The sequence below is a fragment of the Nocardia sp. AB354 genome (genome assembly GCF_049538315.1).
Lineage (GTDB): Bacteria > Actinomycetota > Actinomycetes > Mycobacteriales > Mycobacteriaceae > Nocardia > Nocardia nova.
On record NZ_JBMVFU010000019.1, the window covers coordinates 78279 to 93934 of the forward strand.

At 67.7% G+C, this 15656-nt stretch carries 15 protein-coding genes; 8 read left to right on the plus strand and 7 right to left on the minus strand.

Going from position 1 to position 15656, the window contains the following annotated elements:
• Positions 1-44: 44 nt before the first annotated feature.
• From ACPCUW_RS24915 to ACPCUW_RS24930, 4 genes are all read left to right on the plus strand, one after another.
• Positions 45-839 (plus strand): SDR family oxidoreductase, encoded by a 795-nt coding sequence (locus ACPCUW_RS24915; protein WP_423427424.1) that lies wholly within the window; start codon positions 45-47, stop codon positions 837-839.
• Positions 840-1117: 278 nt separating this feature from the next.
• Positions 1118-1852, plus strand: coding sequence for a hypothetical protein (locus ACPCUW_RS24920; RefSeq protein ID WP_063010041.1), 735 nt, complete (start codon positions 1118-1120; stop codon positions 1850-1852).
• Between the two features lie 45 nt (positions 1853-1897).
• Positions 1898-2560 (plus strand): TetR/AcrR family transcriptional regulator, encoded by a 663-nt coding sequence (locus ACPCUW_RS24925; protein WP_063010039.1) that lies wholly within the window; start codon positions 1898-1900, stop codon positions 2558-2560.
• A 9-nt stretch (positions 2561-2569) separates the two neighbouring features.
• A complete protein-coding gene (locus tag ACPCUW_RS24930; protein WP_423427427.1) occupies positions 2570-3757 on the plus strand; it encodes an acetyl-CoA C-acetyltransferase in 1188 nt (395 codons plus the stop codon).
• Positions 3758-3849: 92 nt separating this feature from the next.
• On the opposite strand, the gene ACPCUW_RS24935 is transcribed toward ACPCUW_RS24930, so the two are convergent.
• Positions 3850-5166 (minus strand): lipase family protein, encoded by a 1317-nt coding sequence (locus tag ACPCUW_RS24935; protein ID WP_423427429.1) that lies wholly within the window; start codon positions 5164-5166, stop codon positions 3850-3852.
• Positions 5167-5712: 546 nt separating this feature from the next.
• Here ACPCUW_RS24935 and ACPCUW_RS24940 point away from each other — a divergent pair.
• Complete coding sequence (locus ACPCUW_RS24940; RefSeq protein WP_064901577.1) at positions 5713-6618, plus strand: cyclase family protein; 906 nt, start codon at positions 5713-5715, stop codon at positions 6616-6618.
• 46 nt (positions 6619-6664) lie between these two features.
• Positions 6665-8185, plus strand: coding sequence for a long-chain-fatty-acid--CoA ligase (locus ACPCUW_RS24945; RefSeq protein ID WP_423427431.1), 1521 nt, complete (start codon positions 6665-6667; stop codon positions 8183-8185).
• Between the two features lie 223 nt (positions 8186-8408).
• Here ACPCUW_RS24945 and ACPCUW_RS24950 read toward each other — a convergent pair whose 3' ends face one another.
• The 6 genes from ACPCUW_RS24950 to ACPCUW_RS24975 are packed head-to-tail and all read right to left on the minus strand — an operon-like array spanning position 8409 to position 14275.
• Positions 8409-9794: a phosphotransferase family protein gene (locus tag ACPCUW_RS24950; protein WP_423427432.1), complete on the minus strand. Its 1386-nt coding sequence runs from the start codon at positions 9792-9794 to the stop codon at positions 8409-8411.
• Positions 9785-10969 (minus strand): acyl-CoA dehydrogenase family protein, encoded by a 1185-nt coding sequence (locus tag ACPCUW_RS24955; RefSeq protein ID WP_423427434.1) that lies wholly within the window; start codon positions 10967-10969, stop codon positions 9785-9787. The genes ACPCUW_RS24950 and ACPCUW_RS24955 overlap by 10 nt, the downstream gene beginning before the upstream one ends.
• Positions 10969-11358, minus strand: a complete 390-nt coding sequence (locus tag ACPCUW_RS24960) for a nuclear transport factor 2 family protein (RefSeq protein WP_030518675.1) — start codon at positions 11356-11358, stop codon at positions 10969-10971. The genes ACPCUW_RS24955 and ACPCUW_RS24960 overlap by 1 nt, the downstream gene beginning before the upstream one ends.
• A 31-nt stretch (positions 11359-11389) precedes the next feature.
• A complete protein-coding gene (locus ACPCUW_RS24965; protein WP_423427435.1) occupies positions 11390-12301 on the minus strand; it encodes a hydroxymethylglutaryl-CoA lyase in 912 nt (303 codons plus the stop codon).
• Complete coding sequence (locus tag ACPCUW_RS24970) at positions 12298-13593, minus strand: CaiB/BaiF CoA transferase family protein (protein WP_423427437.1); 1296 nt, start codon at positions 13591-13593, stop codon at positions 12298-12300. Before ACPCUW_RS24970 ends, ACPCUW_RS24965 begins: the two co-directional genes overlap by 4 nt.
• A gap of 46 nt (positions 13594-13639) precedes the next feature.
• Complete coding sequence (locus ACPCUW_RS24975; RefSeq protein WP_423427439.1) at positions 13640-14275, minus strand: TetR/AcrR family transcriptional regulator; 636 nt, start codon at positions 14273-14275, stop codon at positions 13640-13642.
• Between the two features lie 123 nt (positions 14276-14398).
• Here ACPCUW_RS24975 and ACPCUW_RS24980 point away from each other — a divergent pair, with 123 nt between their 5' ends.
• On the plus strand, positions 14399-14965 hold the full coding sequence (locus tag ACPCUW_RS24980) for a VOC family protein (RefSeq protein WP_063010029.1): 567 nt from the start codon (positions 14399-14401) through the stop codon (positions 14963-14965).
• A 46-nt stretch (positions 14966-15011) separates the two neighbouring features.
• A complete protein-coding gene (locus ACPCUW_RS24985) occupies positions 15012-15650 on the plus strand; it encodes a carboxymuconolactone decarboxylase family protein (RefSeq protein WP_104391165.1) in 639 nt (212 codons plus the stop codon).
• The last annotated feature ends 6 nt before the right edge of the window (positions 15651-15656 follow it).

Here is a 15656-nt window from a genome sequence, read left to right on the forward strand (position 1 = left end):
ACCATCGGCCGAAGCCGCTGTTCGGCCGTAAGGAAGGACCTACAGTGCCTGATCTCTCGGTTCCGCCCCAGCCGATCTCCGGTCACGGACTGCTCGCCGGCCGGGTCGCGGTGATCACCGCCGCCGCCGGCACGGGCATCGGATCGGCCACCGCGCGCCGCATGCTCGACGAGGGCGCCGACGTCGTGGTCTCCGACTGGCACGAACGCCGGCTGAAGCAGACCGAGGAGGAGCTGGCCGCGGAATTCCCGCAGCGCAAGGTCGCCTCGGTGGTCTGCGACGTGACCAGTACCGAACAGGTCGACGAACTGATCCACGCCGCGGTGCAGCGCCTGGGCCGCATCGACATCATGGTCAACAACGCCGGCCTGGGCGGTGAGACACCGGTCGTCGACATGACCGACGAACAGTGGGATCGCGTCCTGGACATCACGCTGAACGGCACCTTCCGCTGCACCCGCGCCGCGCTGAACTACTTCCGCACCGCGGGCCACGGCGGCGTGATCGTCAACAACGCCAGCGTGCTCGGCTGGCGGGCCCAGCACGGCCAGGCCCACTACGCCGCCGCCAAGGCCGGTGTCATGGCATTGACCCGCTGCAGCGCCGTGGAGGCCGCGGAACTGGGCGTGCGAATCAACGCGGTCGCGCCGAGCATCGCCCGCCACCCCTTCCTGGACAAGGTGAGCTCCACCGAACTGCTCGATCGCCTGGCCGCGGGCGAGGCCTTCGGCCGGGCCGCCGAGCCGTGGGAGGTCGCCGCCACCATCGCGATGCTCGCCAGCGACTACACCTCCTACATGACAGGCGAAGTCGTCTCGGTAAGCAGCCAGCGCGCGTGAGAAGAAACCTCGGCAAGAGGTACGCCCCGACGGTCCTGAGGTAACGCACCAGGGTGCACAGCTGCGAGAGGTACACCCCGGTAGTTCTCGGCCCGCCTCGATTTTGGAGCGACGGAGGGAGGGAGCGCAGCGACTGACCGGAGGAGTGAAAAATCGAGGCCCAGGGGGCCGAGAACCCCGCCGCAGCGAAGCGGAGGCAAAAAACACTGGCGCCTACTGCCCCTACCTGTGGGATCCTGAGAACGTCCGGTTCCGACAGTTCGAAGGGACCACGACCCATGGGTCTGGACGGTCGACAGGAAGACAACGACGTACTGGAACTCGAGTTGATTCGCGAGGTGGTGCTCGCGCGGCGGCGGCAGGACAGCGTCGTGCTCGCCGCTCTCACCCTCGGTGCGGAATTGCTCGATCACCCCGATGCGCACGCGACGGCGACCCGCGCTGCGCAGATTCTGCACGAACACGAGGTCGACGAGGCCGAGGTGGCACGCGATCCGCGTGCCGCCCTGCGTGCGGATATGGCCCGCGATCGGCGGCGAGTGCGGCGCATCGGCGCCGGCTGCGGCCCGGGGGAGGCCGATCCCGGTGGGGAACGCCGCCGGCAGCAGACCGCCTTGCTGTGCGAGGTGCGCGCCGATCTACTGGAGGTGGTCCGGCGCTGCCGGCGGTTCCGATTCGATCGCCTCGCCTTCGCCGACGGCATCGATCGAGGACTGGCCGCGGCCACCGGCAAATTGGAGGGCGCCGCCGATCGCGACACCTATCTGGCGTGGCGGCGCGGCATCGTGCTCAAACTCAGTGAGATCCCGGATCCGGCCGGCCCGCCGCGGGCGATGGCGACCGTGGACGCGGGACCCGGCCGGGGGCCGCTGACGGTGGAATGGGACAGCTGCGAGCGTCGGCTCGCGCTGGTGGCACGGATGAAACGGGCCGGTATCCCGCCGATGGAGATCTGCGATCGGCTCCTCGTCGATCTGTCGATGTCCTCGCCGCTGCGCTATTCCATTCGGTGAGCCACCACCGTAGACCAAGCAAATGCTTGGTTGTATTATGGCCGAGTGACCGCATCCGAGGCCTCCAAATCCGCACGCCGCAACGAGTTGCTCGGCCTGGCCGCCGGCCTGTTCGCCGAGCGCGGCCTGCGTGCGACCACGGTCCGCGATATCGCCGATGCGGCGGGGATTCTATCCGGCAGTCTCTACCACCACTTCGACTCGAAAGAGGCGATGGTGGACGAGATCCTGCGCGGCTTCCTCGACGATCTGTTCGGCCGCTACCGCGAGATCGTCGCCTCCAACCTGTCGCCGCGAGCCACGCTCGAGGCGCTGGTCATCGCCTCCTGTGAATCGTTCGACCGCTGGCATTCGGCCGTCGCGATCTATCAGGCCGAGGCCAAAAGGCTCAGTGACACACCGCGTTTCGAGTACATCGCGGAATACAACCGGGAATTCCGGGAGCTGTGGCGCAATGTGCTCACCGAGGGCGTGCGCGACGGCAGCTTCCGCCCTGAGCTCGATGTCGAGCTCGCCTTCCGCTTCCTGCGCGACACCGTCTGGGTGGCGGTGCGCTGGTATCAGCCCGGCGGCCGCATCACCGCGGACACCCTCGCCAAGCAGTATCTGACCATCGTGCTCGATGGGCTCACCAACCCCGAGAACCGTTCCGGCGCAGTTCATTCCGGAGCATCTCAGTCCGGCGCCGAATCCGGCACATCCGAATAGGAGCGTTACATGTCCACACCGTCCGATCGCCGCCGGTACGCGCCGGTACGCGAGGCCTACGTCATCGATGCCGTGCGGACGCCGATCGGTAAGCGCGGCGGTGCGCTGGCCGGTGTGCATCCCGCCGACCTCGGCGCGGCGGCACTGCAGGGGTTGCTGGGCCGCAACGCCATCGATCCCGGCAACGTCGACGATGTGATCTTCGGCTGTGTCGACGCCATCGGCCCGCAGGCCGGCAACATCGCCCGGACAGCCTGGCTGGCGGCCGGATATCCGGAGGAGGTCCCCGGTACCACGGTGGACCGTCAGTGCGGATCCAGCCAGCAGGCGATCAATTTCGGCGCGCAGGCCATCATGAGCGGCACCGCCGAGGTGATCGTCGCCGGTGGCGTGCAGAACATGAGCGCGATCCCGATCTCGGCCGCCATGCTGGCCGGTAAGGAATACGGTTTCGACTCACCGTTCGTCGGCGCCAAGGGCTGGGACCACCGCTACGGCACCGGTGAGGTCTCGCAGTTCAACGGCGCGCAGCTGATCGCCGAGAAGTGGGATATCAGCCGGGAAGATATGGAGCGCTGGGCACTTCGCAGCCACGAGCGCGCCCGCAAGGCCATCGCCGAGGGCGCCTTCGATCGCGAGATCGTGCCGGTCGGCGACTTCTGGATCGACGAGGGACCGCGCGAGACCAGCCTGGAGAAGATGGCCGGACTCGAGCCGCTCAGCGAGGGCAGCCGCCTGACCGCCGCGGTCGCCAGCCAGATCTCCGACGGCGCCAGCGCCACCCTGCTGGCCTCCGACTGGGCCGTCGCCGAATACGGCCTGAAGCCGCGCGCCCGCATCCACCACGTCAGCGCCCGCGGCGCCGACCCGATCTACATGCTCACCGCGCCGATCCCGGCGACCAAGTGGGCGCTGGAGCAGACCGGGCTGACCATCGACGACATCGATGTCGTCGAGATCAACGAGGCATTCGCCTCCGTGGTGCTGGCCTGGCTGAAGGAGACCGGCGCGAACCCCGACAAGGTGAACGTGCACGGCGGCGCGATCGCGCTCGGACATCCGCTCGGCGCCACCGGCGCGAAGCTGTTCGCCACCCTGCTCAACGAGCTCGAGCGGGTGAACGGCCGCTACGGCCTGCTCACCATCTGCGAGGGCGGCGGCACGGCCAACGTCACCATCATAGAGCGAATCTCCTGAGCCGCTTCGCCTTTCGTCAGGCGAATCCGATCCGGTGAACACGGAAGAGGCCCCGCACGCCGCGGGGCCTCTTCTCATATAGTCCGGTGGGCTCAGATCACCGGGTCCAGCGAATTGCCCGGCGCGACGGCGCCGCAGTTCGCCGGCGCCGGCCGGCCCGCGAACCGGTCGTCGAGCCAGAGCAGGGCCTCCGGCAGCCACGCGATGGTCGACGGAGTGTGGCTGAGCAGGTCGTACTGCCGATACAGGATCGCGGAGTTCCCGGTGTCGCAGTACTGCCGGGCCAGGCTGCGCACGTCGCCCGCGACCATCACGCCGTCACCGGGGCCGGACACCGGCTTACCGTTGTCGGTCCCTTCCAGCACGCCGTTGGCGCCCTGCCCGATGAGCATCGGAATCGTCGGCGTCGGCGCCAGACCGAGGTCGACCTTGCGCACCGCCGCGACGAACGGCGCCACGCTGTTGGGATCGGCGTACTCCGGCTTCACCATCTGGGCCCAGGTCAGGCCCGGGTATTGGAACAGCACATTGGCGATGGACGCGTACTGCACCTTGTTCAGGATCTCGGCGCCGTACGCACTCATATAAGGCGAGAAGTCGATGTCGTAGGAGCGGCCGATGCCGATCACCGCCATGGCCGCCACCCCGGCCCAGCCGAAACTGCCGTCGATATAGCGCAGGTTGCGTGCCGGATTGACCAGGACGCCACCTTCGGCCGCCCCGACCAGCTGCCGGTCGACATCCGGGGCGTAGACCGGCGCCAGGGCCGCGGCCCAGTTGGTGGCGATCGCGCCGCCCGAATATCCGAACAGCGCGACGCGGGTCTGCTCGTTCAGGCCGACCTGCGCCGAGTGGGTCGCCGCCCGGATCGAGTCCAGGGTGTTCATTCCGTACTCGGGGCCCGCGGCGAAATCGGCCGCCTGGCCCTCGGTGTCGGCGACGATGATCGTGTAGCCCTGCGCCAGCAGCGGCGCGATCAGCTCACCCTCCACATTGTTCACCGCGCCGCCGAAGGACACATTGCCCGCGACCGATCGCGACGGCCCGTCCTCGGGATTGAGCGAGTCGTAGAAGGACTGGTAGGCAACGGCTTTCGCAGGATCGACGCCGGTCGGCGGCAGGAGTACGGAGGTGACGTTCACGGCCGGACGCTGCCGGGCATCGGTCGTGCGGTACTGCAGCTGCACCGCCGTGACGGGCGTCGGGATGCCCGCGAAGTGGTACGGCATCGTCCGCGTCTGCAACACGGTTCCTGGTGCGATCGAGGACAGCGGCGCCGCGCCCGTGTACTCGTAGAACGAATCGGATGCCGCGTGCGCATTCGGTGCGAGACCGGTCGCTGAGCCGACGAGCAATGACATGGCCGCGACGGCGGTCGCGATCTGAAGGACTGCGCGTCCTCGTTTCACCAGAGTCCCCTTCTACCCGAACCGGACACCTTCGTCCGGTTACTCGTTGGTAGTGTGAACCCAATCACCCTCGCACGTCAATATGGCGGAAATCAACTGCTCGGTTTCGGAAATCGGCAGCTTTCGATGAGTCTGCGCGTGCCGCTGCATCTACGGCTCAGCTGGAGATGAGCGGCTTTCCGGACGAAAAGCACTGCGCAGCAACAAATTATGTTCGACATGGCCGATACTTCCGCGACGCTGCGAAGCTGTCCCACGAACGCTATGAAGTGAAACCGCACAGTATCGGATAGTCGCCGCCAGGTGAGCGGAAGAAGTGTGTGAATAGCCTTGCGCTATCGCATCTCAGCCGAGTTCGTACGCCCCGCTTCGTCCGGGCCGTTCCATCTCGCCTGGTCCGGAACCTGCCTCCCGGCCTCGGGCGGGGCGAACCTGACATCCGGCTATTGACACCGAAAGTGCCGTCGGACACACTTGCGGCACGAAGTTGACATGACTGTCACGTCACAAACTGTTCAGGAGGCAACGGTGCCCGAAGTTCCCGATATGCGCGCTCTGGGCCGGAAGGTCAGCAATTGGGGTCGGTGGGGGACCGACGACGAGCGCGGAACCACGAATCTGATCACGCCGGAGCGGGTGGTGGCCGCGGCGGCGCTGATTCGCACCGGTGAGACCTTCAAACTCGGCATTCCGCTCGACGGTGACGGCCCACAGCCCGGCGGCGCGCGCATCAATCCGATCCGGTTGATGTCGGAAAACGGCCAGGAACAGGTGCTTCCCGGCGGTTTCAAATGGGCCGACGACTTCGTCTTCATGCCGTTGCAGGCCGGTTCCCAATACGACTCGCTGGCGCATGTGCACTACGACGACGAGCTGTACAACGGACACCCCGGCTCCGGAGTGACGGTCAAGGGCGCCGACAAATGCGGTATCCACACCCAGTCCGGTGGCATCGCCGGGCGCGGCGTGCTGCTGGACGTGGCTCGCCATCGCGGCGTGGACTGGCTCGAAGCCGGAACCGCGATCGGTCCCGACGAACTCGACGCCGTCGCGGCCGCCCAGGGCGTGGATGTGGGCGCCGGCGACATCCTGTTGATCCGCACGGGCTGGCGCAGGAAATTCCTCACCGACGGTGATCCGCAGGGCTTCATGGCCGGAGAGCCGGGCCTGAGCCTGGCGTGTGCGACCTGGCTGCGCGACAAGGACGTGGCCGTCGTCGGCTCCGACAACTGGGCGGTCGAGGTGATGCCCGGCGAACATCCGGGAACCGCGTTCGAACTGCATATGGTGCTCATCCGCGATATGGGCCTGACCCTCGCGGAAATGCTCGACTTCGAGGATCTGGCGCGGGCGTGCGCGGGCGACGGACGCTGGGACTTCTTCTACGCCGGCCCACCCCTGCAATTCACTCGCGGGGTCGGCTCGCCGATCAACCCGCTCGCGATCCGGTGAGAAGGGTGCCTGCCATGCATGTGGAATCGGCGAGGAGTTCGGACAGATGCTGATCGGTGACATCGTCGAATACGGGGCGCGTAAACACCCCGACCGGATCGCGGTGCGCTTCGAGCAGGAGGCGATCGATTACCGGCGGTTGCGTGACGGTTGCCGCCGCCTCGCGAACGCGCTGCTCGGCGTGGCGGAGCCGGGTGACCGGGTGGCGATTCTGTCGGCGAACTGCCCGCAGTATCTGGAGTGCTACTACGGCGTTCCGATGGCGGGAATGGCGTTGACGATCCTCAACTTCCGGTTGCACGAGGACCAGATCGCCGGCCTGATCGAGCATTCCGACGCCCGGGTGCTGATCGTCGCGGAGGAGTTCGCCGATCTCGTGGACCGCATCCGCGACCGGATCCCGTCGGTCACCACTGTGGTGTCGATCGGCGCCGCACCGGGCACCATCGGATGGGACGAGTTCGCCGGTACGGCCTCGGCCGCCGCGCCCGCCTACCGTCCCGATCCCGACGATGTGGCGTGGCTGGTCTACACCAGCGGAACGACCGGGGCGCCGAAGGGCGTCATGGTCTCGCATCGCAATCTCCTTGCGGGCGTGACCTCTTCGGCGCTGCAGTGGACCGTCGCGGAGGAGACGGTTTTCCTGTTCTGCTTCCCGCTGTGCCATGTCGGCGGCTATGTGGTGCTGGTCAACCATCTGATCGGCGCCACTGTGGGCATCCTGCGCGCCTACGACAACGCGACCTTCCTGCGGGTGGTCGACGAATGGCAGGTGACCCAGACCGGGCTGGCGCCGACGATGATCAATTTCCTGCTGCAGGATCCGGCGTTGGAGCGGCATTCGCCGAAGACGCTGCAGGCGATCGGATACGGGTCCTCCGCCATCCCGTCCGCGGTGCTGCGCGCGGGCCTGGAGCGGTTCGGATGCGATTTCTATCAGGGCATGGGGATGACCGAACTCGCCGGGAACGTCTTGCATCTGGACGAGGAGGCGCACCGGCGGGCGGCGCGCGGGGAAACCCATCTGCTCGCCTCGGCGGGTAAACCCATGCGGTTGGCGGATATTCGCATCGTCGACGAGGATTTCGCCGATGTCGCGCGGGGCGAGATCGGCGAGATGGTGGTGCGCGCGGACCAGGTGACCATCGGCTACTGGAACGATCCGCGCGCGACCGCGGAGTCGTTCATCGACGGCTGGTTCCGCACCGGCGATATGGTCCGCCAGGACGAGGAGGGCTTCGTCTACATCGTCGACCGGAAGAAGGATCTGATCATCAGCGGCGGTGAGAACGTCGCCTCGCTGACGGTCGAACAGGCGCTGTACCGGAATCCGCAGGTCGCCGAGGCCGCCGCCATCGGCGTCCGCGACGACACCTGGGGCGAGGTGGTGTGCGCGGTGGTCGTGCTGCGCGACAACGCGACCGCCACGGCCGCCGACATCATCGCCGGCTGCCGTGAACACCTGGGCGGATTCCAGGTTCCGCGGCGGGTGGAGTTCCTGGACGCACTTCCGAAGAACGTCACCGGCAAGATCCTCAAACGCGATCTGCGCGACCAGTTCTCCTGAACCACTCCGCGACCCGGCGGTCCGGTGGTGACGATGACCGTCGCCACCGGACCGCCGTTTCGTTTCGCCGACGGCGCTGGACGCGCCCGGTCGCCACCAGCGAGTATGACGCGATGGACGCCCGACGGATGGACGACATGCGGCGCCTGGAAGACCGGAAGACGAGAACCGGCCGGGAGCTACCGAACAGCGGTAGCTCCCGGCCGATGCCGCCGTTGTGCGACTATCCGAGGTGGCGTGGATTCGCGACCCGCAATCGCGCGAGAACCGCGGCCGAGATCGCCGCGCGCACGGCATCATCGGTGTACGACACCACGCCGGAGCGCAGCCGCGCGGCCAGCTCCGCTTCGGACTCGCAGCCCAGCCCCGCCAGCCGGCTGTGCACTTCGGCGGTGGCGGCGGGGCCTGCGGCCAGTTCGCGTGCGGCGATACCGAGCAGGTTGGCACACACCCGCAGCAGATAGCGCGAGCGCGACTGCTCGGGCGGGAGCGCGGGCCCGACCTCTGCGGCCAGCGTGTCGGCGACCAGCTCGAGTATTTCGGTCGGATGCGGCCGATCGTGCACGGTAGCAGGCATGTCCGAGGGCGAGGGAACCGAAACGCTCTCGTCGAGCAGGTCCAGGACGGCGAGCAGATCGTATTCCGATTCGCAGACCCGGCGCCCGATCGCGGCGAGCTCGAGTGAGCGTTCGTCTCCGCCGAGATGCCGCTGCGCCTGAAAGCGGCTGAGTACCAGCCACTTCAGAGTGCCGAAGACTTCCCACCAGTGCAGCTCCGCCGCGGTGGGCCGGTAGCCCGCGGACCGTTCGTAACCGTCCAGTAGTTGCTCTCGGCTCCCCAGTCCACCCACCGGAGCCGCGGCGCCGAAGCGCCAGGCCCGCACACACAACCAGCCCAGATCCTCGATCGGATTGCCGAGATGGGCCAGCTCCCAGTCCAGGACCGCGCGCACGCCGTCCGGCTCGATCAGGAAGTTGCCCAGCCGGAAGTCGCCGTGCACCAGTGCCTTCGGGCGATCCGCGGGCCGGTGCTCACGCAGCCAGCACAGTCCGGCCTCGACCGCCGGCCGCGGATCGTCCAGGTCCCGATAGATCTGTTCGATGCCGGCGAGCGGATCGTGATCGTCGAGGATGTCCAGGGTGTCCAGTGGGGTCCGGTGAATCAGTCCGAGGACGTACCCCAGATCGCCGGCGAGGCGCTCCCGCACCGCGGCGAAGGCCGGATCCCGTTGCAGTTTGCGGGGAATCGACTCCCCGGCGACCCGCTCCATCAGCAGATAGGGGGCGTCGATACCGGGCGCGGTAGCCCCGTCCGCGAGGACGGCGGGCACGGGCACCCCGGCCGCACCGGCTGCTCGCAGACAGACCGCCTCCGCGTGCATGCGCGCGGGATCGCCGTGGCCGGGTGGGTCCCGCCGCAGCACGGCCCGCACCGCGGTGCCGGTCCCGTCGCGGGCCTCGATCGCATACACCTGCCGGCTCGCGCCACCGGTGAACTGCCGCAACACGACATCGGTGAGTTCGGTTTCGAGAGTGGCGGCCAGTACCGAGCGAACGCCGTCGGCGAGCGTAATCGGCTCGGCAGCAGTTGATTCCGCGCTCACAGCCACGGCGCCGCCTCGGGGGAGCGCAGCAACCGGCGCGCGGTCGACATGCGATGCACCTCGTCGGGGCCGTCGTAGACGCGGGCGTAGCGGGCCTGCCGGTACATCCGTTCCAACGGGGTGTCGGCGGTCAGCCCGAGGGCCCCGTGTACCTGGATGGCGCGATCGATCACGTTGTGCAGCATCCGCGCACCCCAGAACTTGATCAAGCCGACCCGAACCCGATAGTCCTCACCGGCATCCATGGCGCGGGCGGCGTCGAGCGTCATCAGCCGGGCCGCGTGGATCTCGGCGGCGGATTCGGCGATGTACCGGTGGATTTCGCCCTTCTCGGCGAGCAACGATCCGTGTACGTATCGGGTGTTCGCCCGCTCGCACATCAATTCGTAGGCGCGTTGTGCCTGCCCGAGCCAGCGCATGCAGTGGAAGATCCGCCCCGGTCCGAGCCGGTCCTGCGCGACGATGAAACCCTTACCTCGCTCGCCGAGCAGATTGGCCGCCGGGACCCGCACATCGGTGAGCCGGACCTCGTAGTGATCGCTCGGATCGTGGCCCATGGTCGGGATGGAGCGGACGATCTCGAAGCCGGGGGTGTCGGTCGGCACGATGATCGCGCTGATCCGCGAGTGCCGGGGAACCGATTCGGGTTCGGTGCGGGCGAAGACCGTGCAGTAGGCCGCCTGGGCGGCGCCGGTGGTGAACCATTTGTGCCCGTTGATGATCCAGGTGTCGCCGTCGAGTTCGGCCTCGGTGGCGATCAGGGTGGGATCGGATCCCGCGACCTCGGGTTCGGTGAGGCCCACCGACGGCAGGATGTCGCCGGCGACCATGGGCGGAATCCAGCGGACGCGCTGTTCCTCGGTGCCGTGCCGGTACAGCATGAGCGTGTCCTGCATGGATACCGAACCGACGGCCAGCATGCCGAATTCGGACCGGCCGATGATCTCGTTCAAATAGACGAAGTCGAGGAACGGCACCCCGCCGCCACCGAGTTCGGCCGGATGGCCCAGCGCCCACAACCCGAGTTCCTTCGCCCGGTCCTTCAGGCGGGCGAGGGTGGCGTGTGCGATGTCGTCCTCGCGGGCCAGCACCGGCTCCGCGGGCACGACCTCGGTATCGATGAATGTGCGCATCCGCGCGGACAATTCGGCGATCTCGCCGTCGGGGCGGTTGACCGACATCACCGGTAACCTCCGTTCGTCGCCGAGACCTCGCGCAGCGGCTGCGTCGCCGCCGAGTCGACATATTCGTCGATCCTGGTGATGCGCCCGTCTTCGACGCGGACGAACAGGCTCGCGGGTACCTCCAGATCGCCGTGGCCGGGTAGATGGCCACGCACGACGTGCTGCTGCGCGAAGCCGTCGGTCAGCACATGGCGCCGAATATCCTCGTACCGTAGGTTTTCCACCGTGCGCGAGAGCCAGCGCAGCACCCGCAGATTCTCGGTGACGGTCTCCTCGGCGTTCTTGTCGTTGTGCCAGATCCGGGCGTCGGGCGCGTACAGCGCGGTCAGGGCCGCGGTATCGCCCGCGCTGACCGCGGCGAAGAAGCGGTCGGCCAGTTCATCCATGCGAAGGACCTCCGGGTCGTTCTCGTGCGGCTCACTGCGATGCCGCATTGCTGGGCCGCAGGCGGCCGCCCGCGGTGAGCAGATTGCTGTCGACGGGTTTGCCGAGCAGGCGCGAGATCAGCCGGGCGGCGTCGAGCGCCCGGTCGATATCGATGCCGGTCTCGATGCCGCTGTCGTCGAACAGATAGGCCAATTCCTCGGTCGCGATATTGCCGCTCGCTCCGGGGGCGAACGGGCATCCGCCGAGACCGCCTGCGGCGGAATCGAATCGGCGGACGCCGTGTTCGTAGGCGGCCCAGGCATTGGCGAGTCCCTGCCCGCGCGTGTTGTGCAGATGTATGCCGAGTTCGGTATCGGGCGCCGCCGCGCGTACTCGGTCGATCACATCCGCGGTGCGGACCGGCGAGGCGGTGCCGACGGTATCGGCGACGGCGAGCGAATCGGCGCCGGAAGCTACTGCCCGCGCGGCGATCTCGGCCACCCGCTCCGGCGGGGTGCGGCCCTCGAACGGGCAGTCGAAGGCGATCGCGACGATCACCTCGAGGTGCCCGCCGACCGCATGAACCTGTTCGGCGATGGGGTCGATGAGAGCGATCGATTCGGCACTGTCGCGTCCCACGTTCGCCCGGCTGTGCCCGTCGGACGCCGACACGACGTACTCCAGCCGATGCACACCGGCGGTGAGTGCGCGCCGCAGCCCACCGAGGCCCGCGACCAGGGCGGAGAATTCCACGCCCGGCCACCGGCCGAGTTGTGCGGCAACGGCTTCGGCGTCGGCGAGGGCCGGTATCGCGCGCGGCGAGACGAACGAGGTGACCTCGATCCGGCGCACACCGGTGGCGACGAGGGCATCGATGAAGGCGAGTTTGGCCTCGGTGGGAATCGGTTCCTCGATCTGCAGACCGTCGCGCGGCCCCACCTCGCGAATATCGACGGCGGTCATCCGATCGTGCCTTCGCCGCGCAGATTCGCCAGCCGGTCGGCGTCGTATCCGAGCAGCTCACCCAGCACTTCGTCGGTATGCGTGCCCGGCCGGCTCGGACCACCCCAGCGCACGCCACCGGCGGTGGCGCTGAGTCGCGGCACCACACCGACGCCCTTGACCGGGACGGGATCGTATCCGGCGTCGTCGCTGCCGACGGACGGATCGACGTGGTCGACGAAGATGCCGCGCGCGGTGAACTGGGGATCCGCCATCACCTCGGCGACGGTGTTCACCGGGCCGGCGACCACGCCGTGGCGGTTCAGCAGATCGATCAGATCGGCGGCGGTGAAATCTCCGGCCCAGGAAGCGATCATCTCGTCGAGCTCGTCCTGCCGCTCACCCCGCGCCGAATGAGTGGAATACCGTGGATCGGAAGCGAGTTCGGGCCGGCCCATCGCGGTGACCAGCCGCCCGAAGACGGTGTCCTGATTGGCCGCGATGATCACCCACAGCCCGTCCTTGGCCTTGTAGAGATTCGACGGCGCCACCCGGTCCAGCCGGGTGCCCGACGGCTGGCGCACATGTCCGGTCTTGTGGAAATCCGGCACCGTGGACTCCTGGATCGCCAGCGACGCCTCGGTCAGCGCCGCGTCCACCACCTGCCCGCGCCCGGTCCGCTCCCGCACCAGCAGTGCGGCGAGGACGCCCTGGAAGGCGAACAGTCCGGCCAGACTGTCGCCCAGCGACAACGCCATTCGCGGCGGCGCCTGTCCCGGGAATCCGTTGAGGTGGCGCAGCCCGCTGATGCCTTCGGCCACCGAGGCGTACCCCGCCCGGGACGCGTACGGGCCGGTCTGCCCGTAACCGGAGACCCTTGCCAGCACCAGCCCCGGATTCAGTTCCCCGAGCACGTCGTAGCCGAGACCCCAGCGCTCCAGCGTGCCGGGCCGGAAACTCTCGACCACGACATCGGCCGTGCGCGCCAATTCCAGGAAGATGTCGCGCCCCGCCGGGACACGCAGATCGAGGCTCACACACCGCTTGTTGCGTGCGTGCACGGTCCAGAAGTACTGGTGACCGCCACCGGCCGCCTGCCCCCAATCGCGAAGGGGGTCGGGACGATCCGGCGCTTCGATCTTGATGACGTCGGCCCCCATATCGCCGAGCAGGCGTCCGCAGTACGGCCCCGCGATCAGTGTCCCCAGCTCGAGCACGCGGAAGCCGTCGAGCGGTCCGGCCGCCGGGTGCGCGGTATCGGTCTCGCCGTCGTCCGCGTCGGGATGCGCGGTGTGCGGTGGATCCGTTCTCATCCTGCCTCCTGTCGTGTGCGGGACACCCGCACCCGCGAAAATGCCGTTATCTGTCGTCCGGATCGAGACCCAGCGCGCTGACCGACATCTGGTCGAGGGTGTTCAGCAGCGCGTCCTCGTCGGCGTCCTCGCCCTGGATCAGCCACAGGTAGAGGGTGTGGTCGACCATCGCGGACATGGCCCGCGCGGCCAGTTCCGGATCCAGCGACGCGCGAACCAAGCCCTCGCGCTGCCAGCGGGCGATCGACTGCGCGGTGCGCTCGATGAGTTGGCGCCGATGTTCGTGGCGCAGCCGCCGGAACTCCTCGTTGAAGGTCGCGACCTGTTCGACGATCGCCATCATCCGGGCATTGCGCCGGTAGGCCGCGTAATAGGACCGATTGGCGGCGATGAGCCGGGCGGCCGGCGAGAGTCCCGCGGGCATGGGTTCGCGACGGTGCATATCGTCGAACAGCCGCGTGCTCAACTCGCCGAACACATGTTCCTTGGACTCGAAATAGCGGTAGAAGGTGCCGTAGGAGACGCCCGCCTCCTCGCTGATCTGTTCCACTCGGGTATCGAGGAATCCGACGGTCTCGAACACCTTGCGCGCCGCGTCCAGCAATGCGTCGCGTGTCTTGCGGCCCCGGGGCGTCAGGTTGTCGACGGGGGTGGGCGCGCTATTGACAGATGACTTCGGCACGGATCACACTATCCACGAACATGACATGACTGTCAAGTCAGTTCAGCCGGGAGAATCCCAGCTCACAGTAGAGGTGCGGACCCGTCACGGAGGTCGAATCGGCACCACAGCGGAAGGACTGCAATGAGCGCCGCCAACCCGAAATACGAACTACGCGGAATCAACCATCTCGCCCTGGTGTGTTCCGATATGCGCCGGACGATCGAGTTCTACTCCGGCACCCTGGGCATGCCGTTGATCAAAACCATCGAGCTGCCGCACAACCTCGGTCAGCACTTCTTCTTCGACTGCGGCGGCGGCAACACCATCGCCTTCTTCTGGCTCGCCGACGCGCCCGATGCCACCCCCGGACTGGCCGCGCCCAAAGGACTTCCGGACGAGGGGGAGTTGGTGAGCGGAGTGGGCTCGATGAACCATGTGGCGTTCGCCGTGCCGCCGGAACTGTTCGACGACTATTACCAGCGGGTGCAGGCCGAGGGCATCAAGGTCAGCCGGGTCCTCAATCACGACGACAGCCCCGCGGGAGTCTCCCGCGATGTGCACCCCGGAACCTTCGTGCGGTCGTTCTATTTCCAGGACCCGGACGGCGTACTGCTCGAATTCGCCTGCTGGACCAGAACTTTCACCGAGGCCGACGTCTCACATGAGCCGAAGACCGCCGCCGATCGCCGCGCCGCCGCCGAACTCTGACCCCGATCCACCCTCCGCGAAACCGCACTACCGAGAGGTTCGAAACATGCCCCGCCTGCGTGAAGTCCCGCGCGCCGAAGTTACCGACGAGCGGATCCTGTTCTATTACGACCGGCTGTTCGGACCCGACCGCGATCCGGCCGTCGACCACGGCACCGTCCACGCCACCCCCGGCGACTGGTGGACCGTCTTCGCGCAGTCACCGGAGGTGTTCCGGCACGCGGTCCGGGGATTCGCCGTCTACCGCAACTCCCGCCTGGATCCGTTACTGCGCGAACTGGGACAGTGCCGGGCCGGATACGCGCGCGGCAGTCAGTTCGTGTTCTCCCAGCACTGCAAGCAGATGCGGTCGCTGGGTGCGCCGGAGGAGAAGATCGCGGCCATCCCGTCCTGGCAGATCAGCGACTGTTTCTCCCAACTCGAGCGCGCGATTCTGGCCTACACCGACTGCCTGGTCCACGATGGCGGACGGGTGCCGGACGAGGTGTTCGCGGTCCTGCGAGCCAACCTCGGCGATCCGGAGATTCTGGAACTGACCTACATCACCGCGCTGTACGACATGCACGCCACGATGTGCCGCGCCCTGCGGCTGGAATTCGACGATCGCCCGGAACCCGTTGCGGAGGTGCAGATTCCGGAAGGTGTCGAGGTGCGCGATCTGTCGGCCGACCTGTCGGGGGAGTAGCTGCGA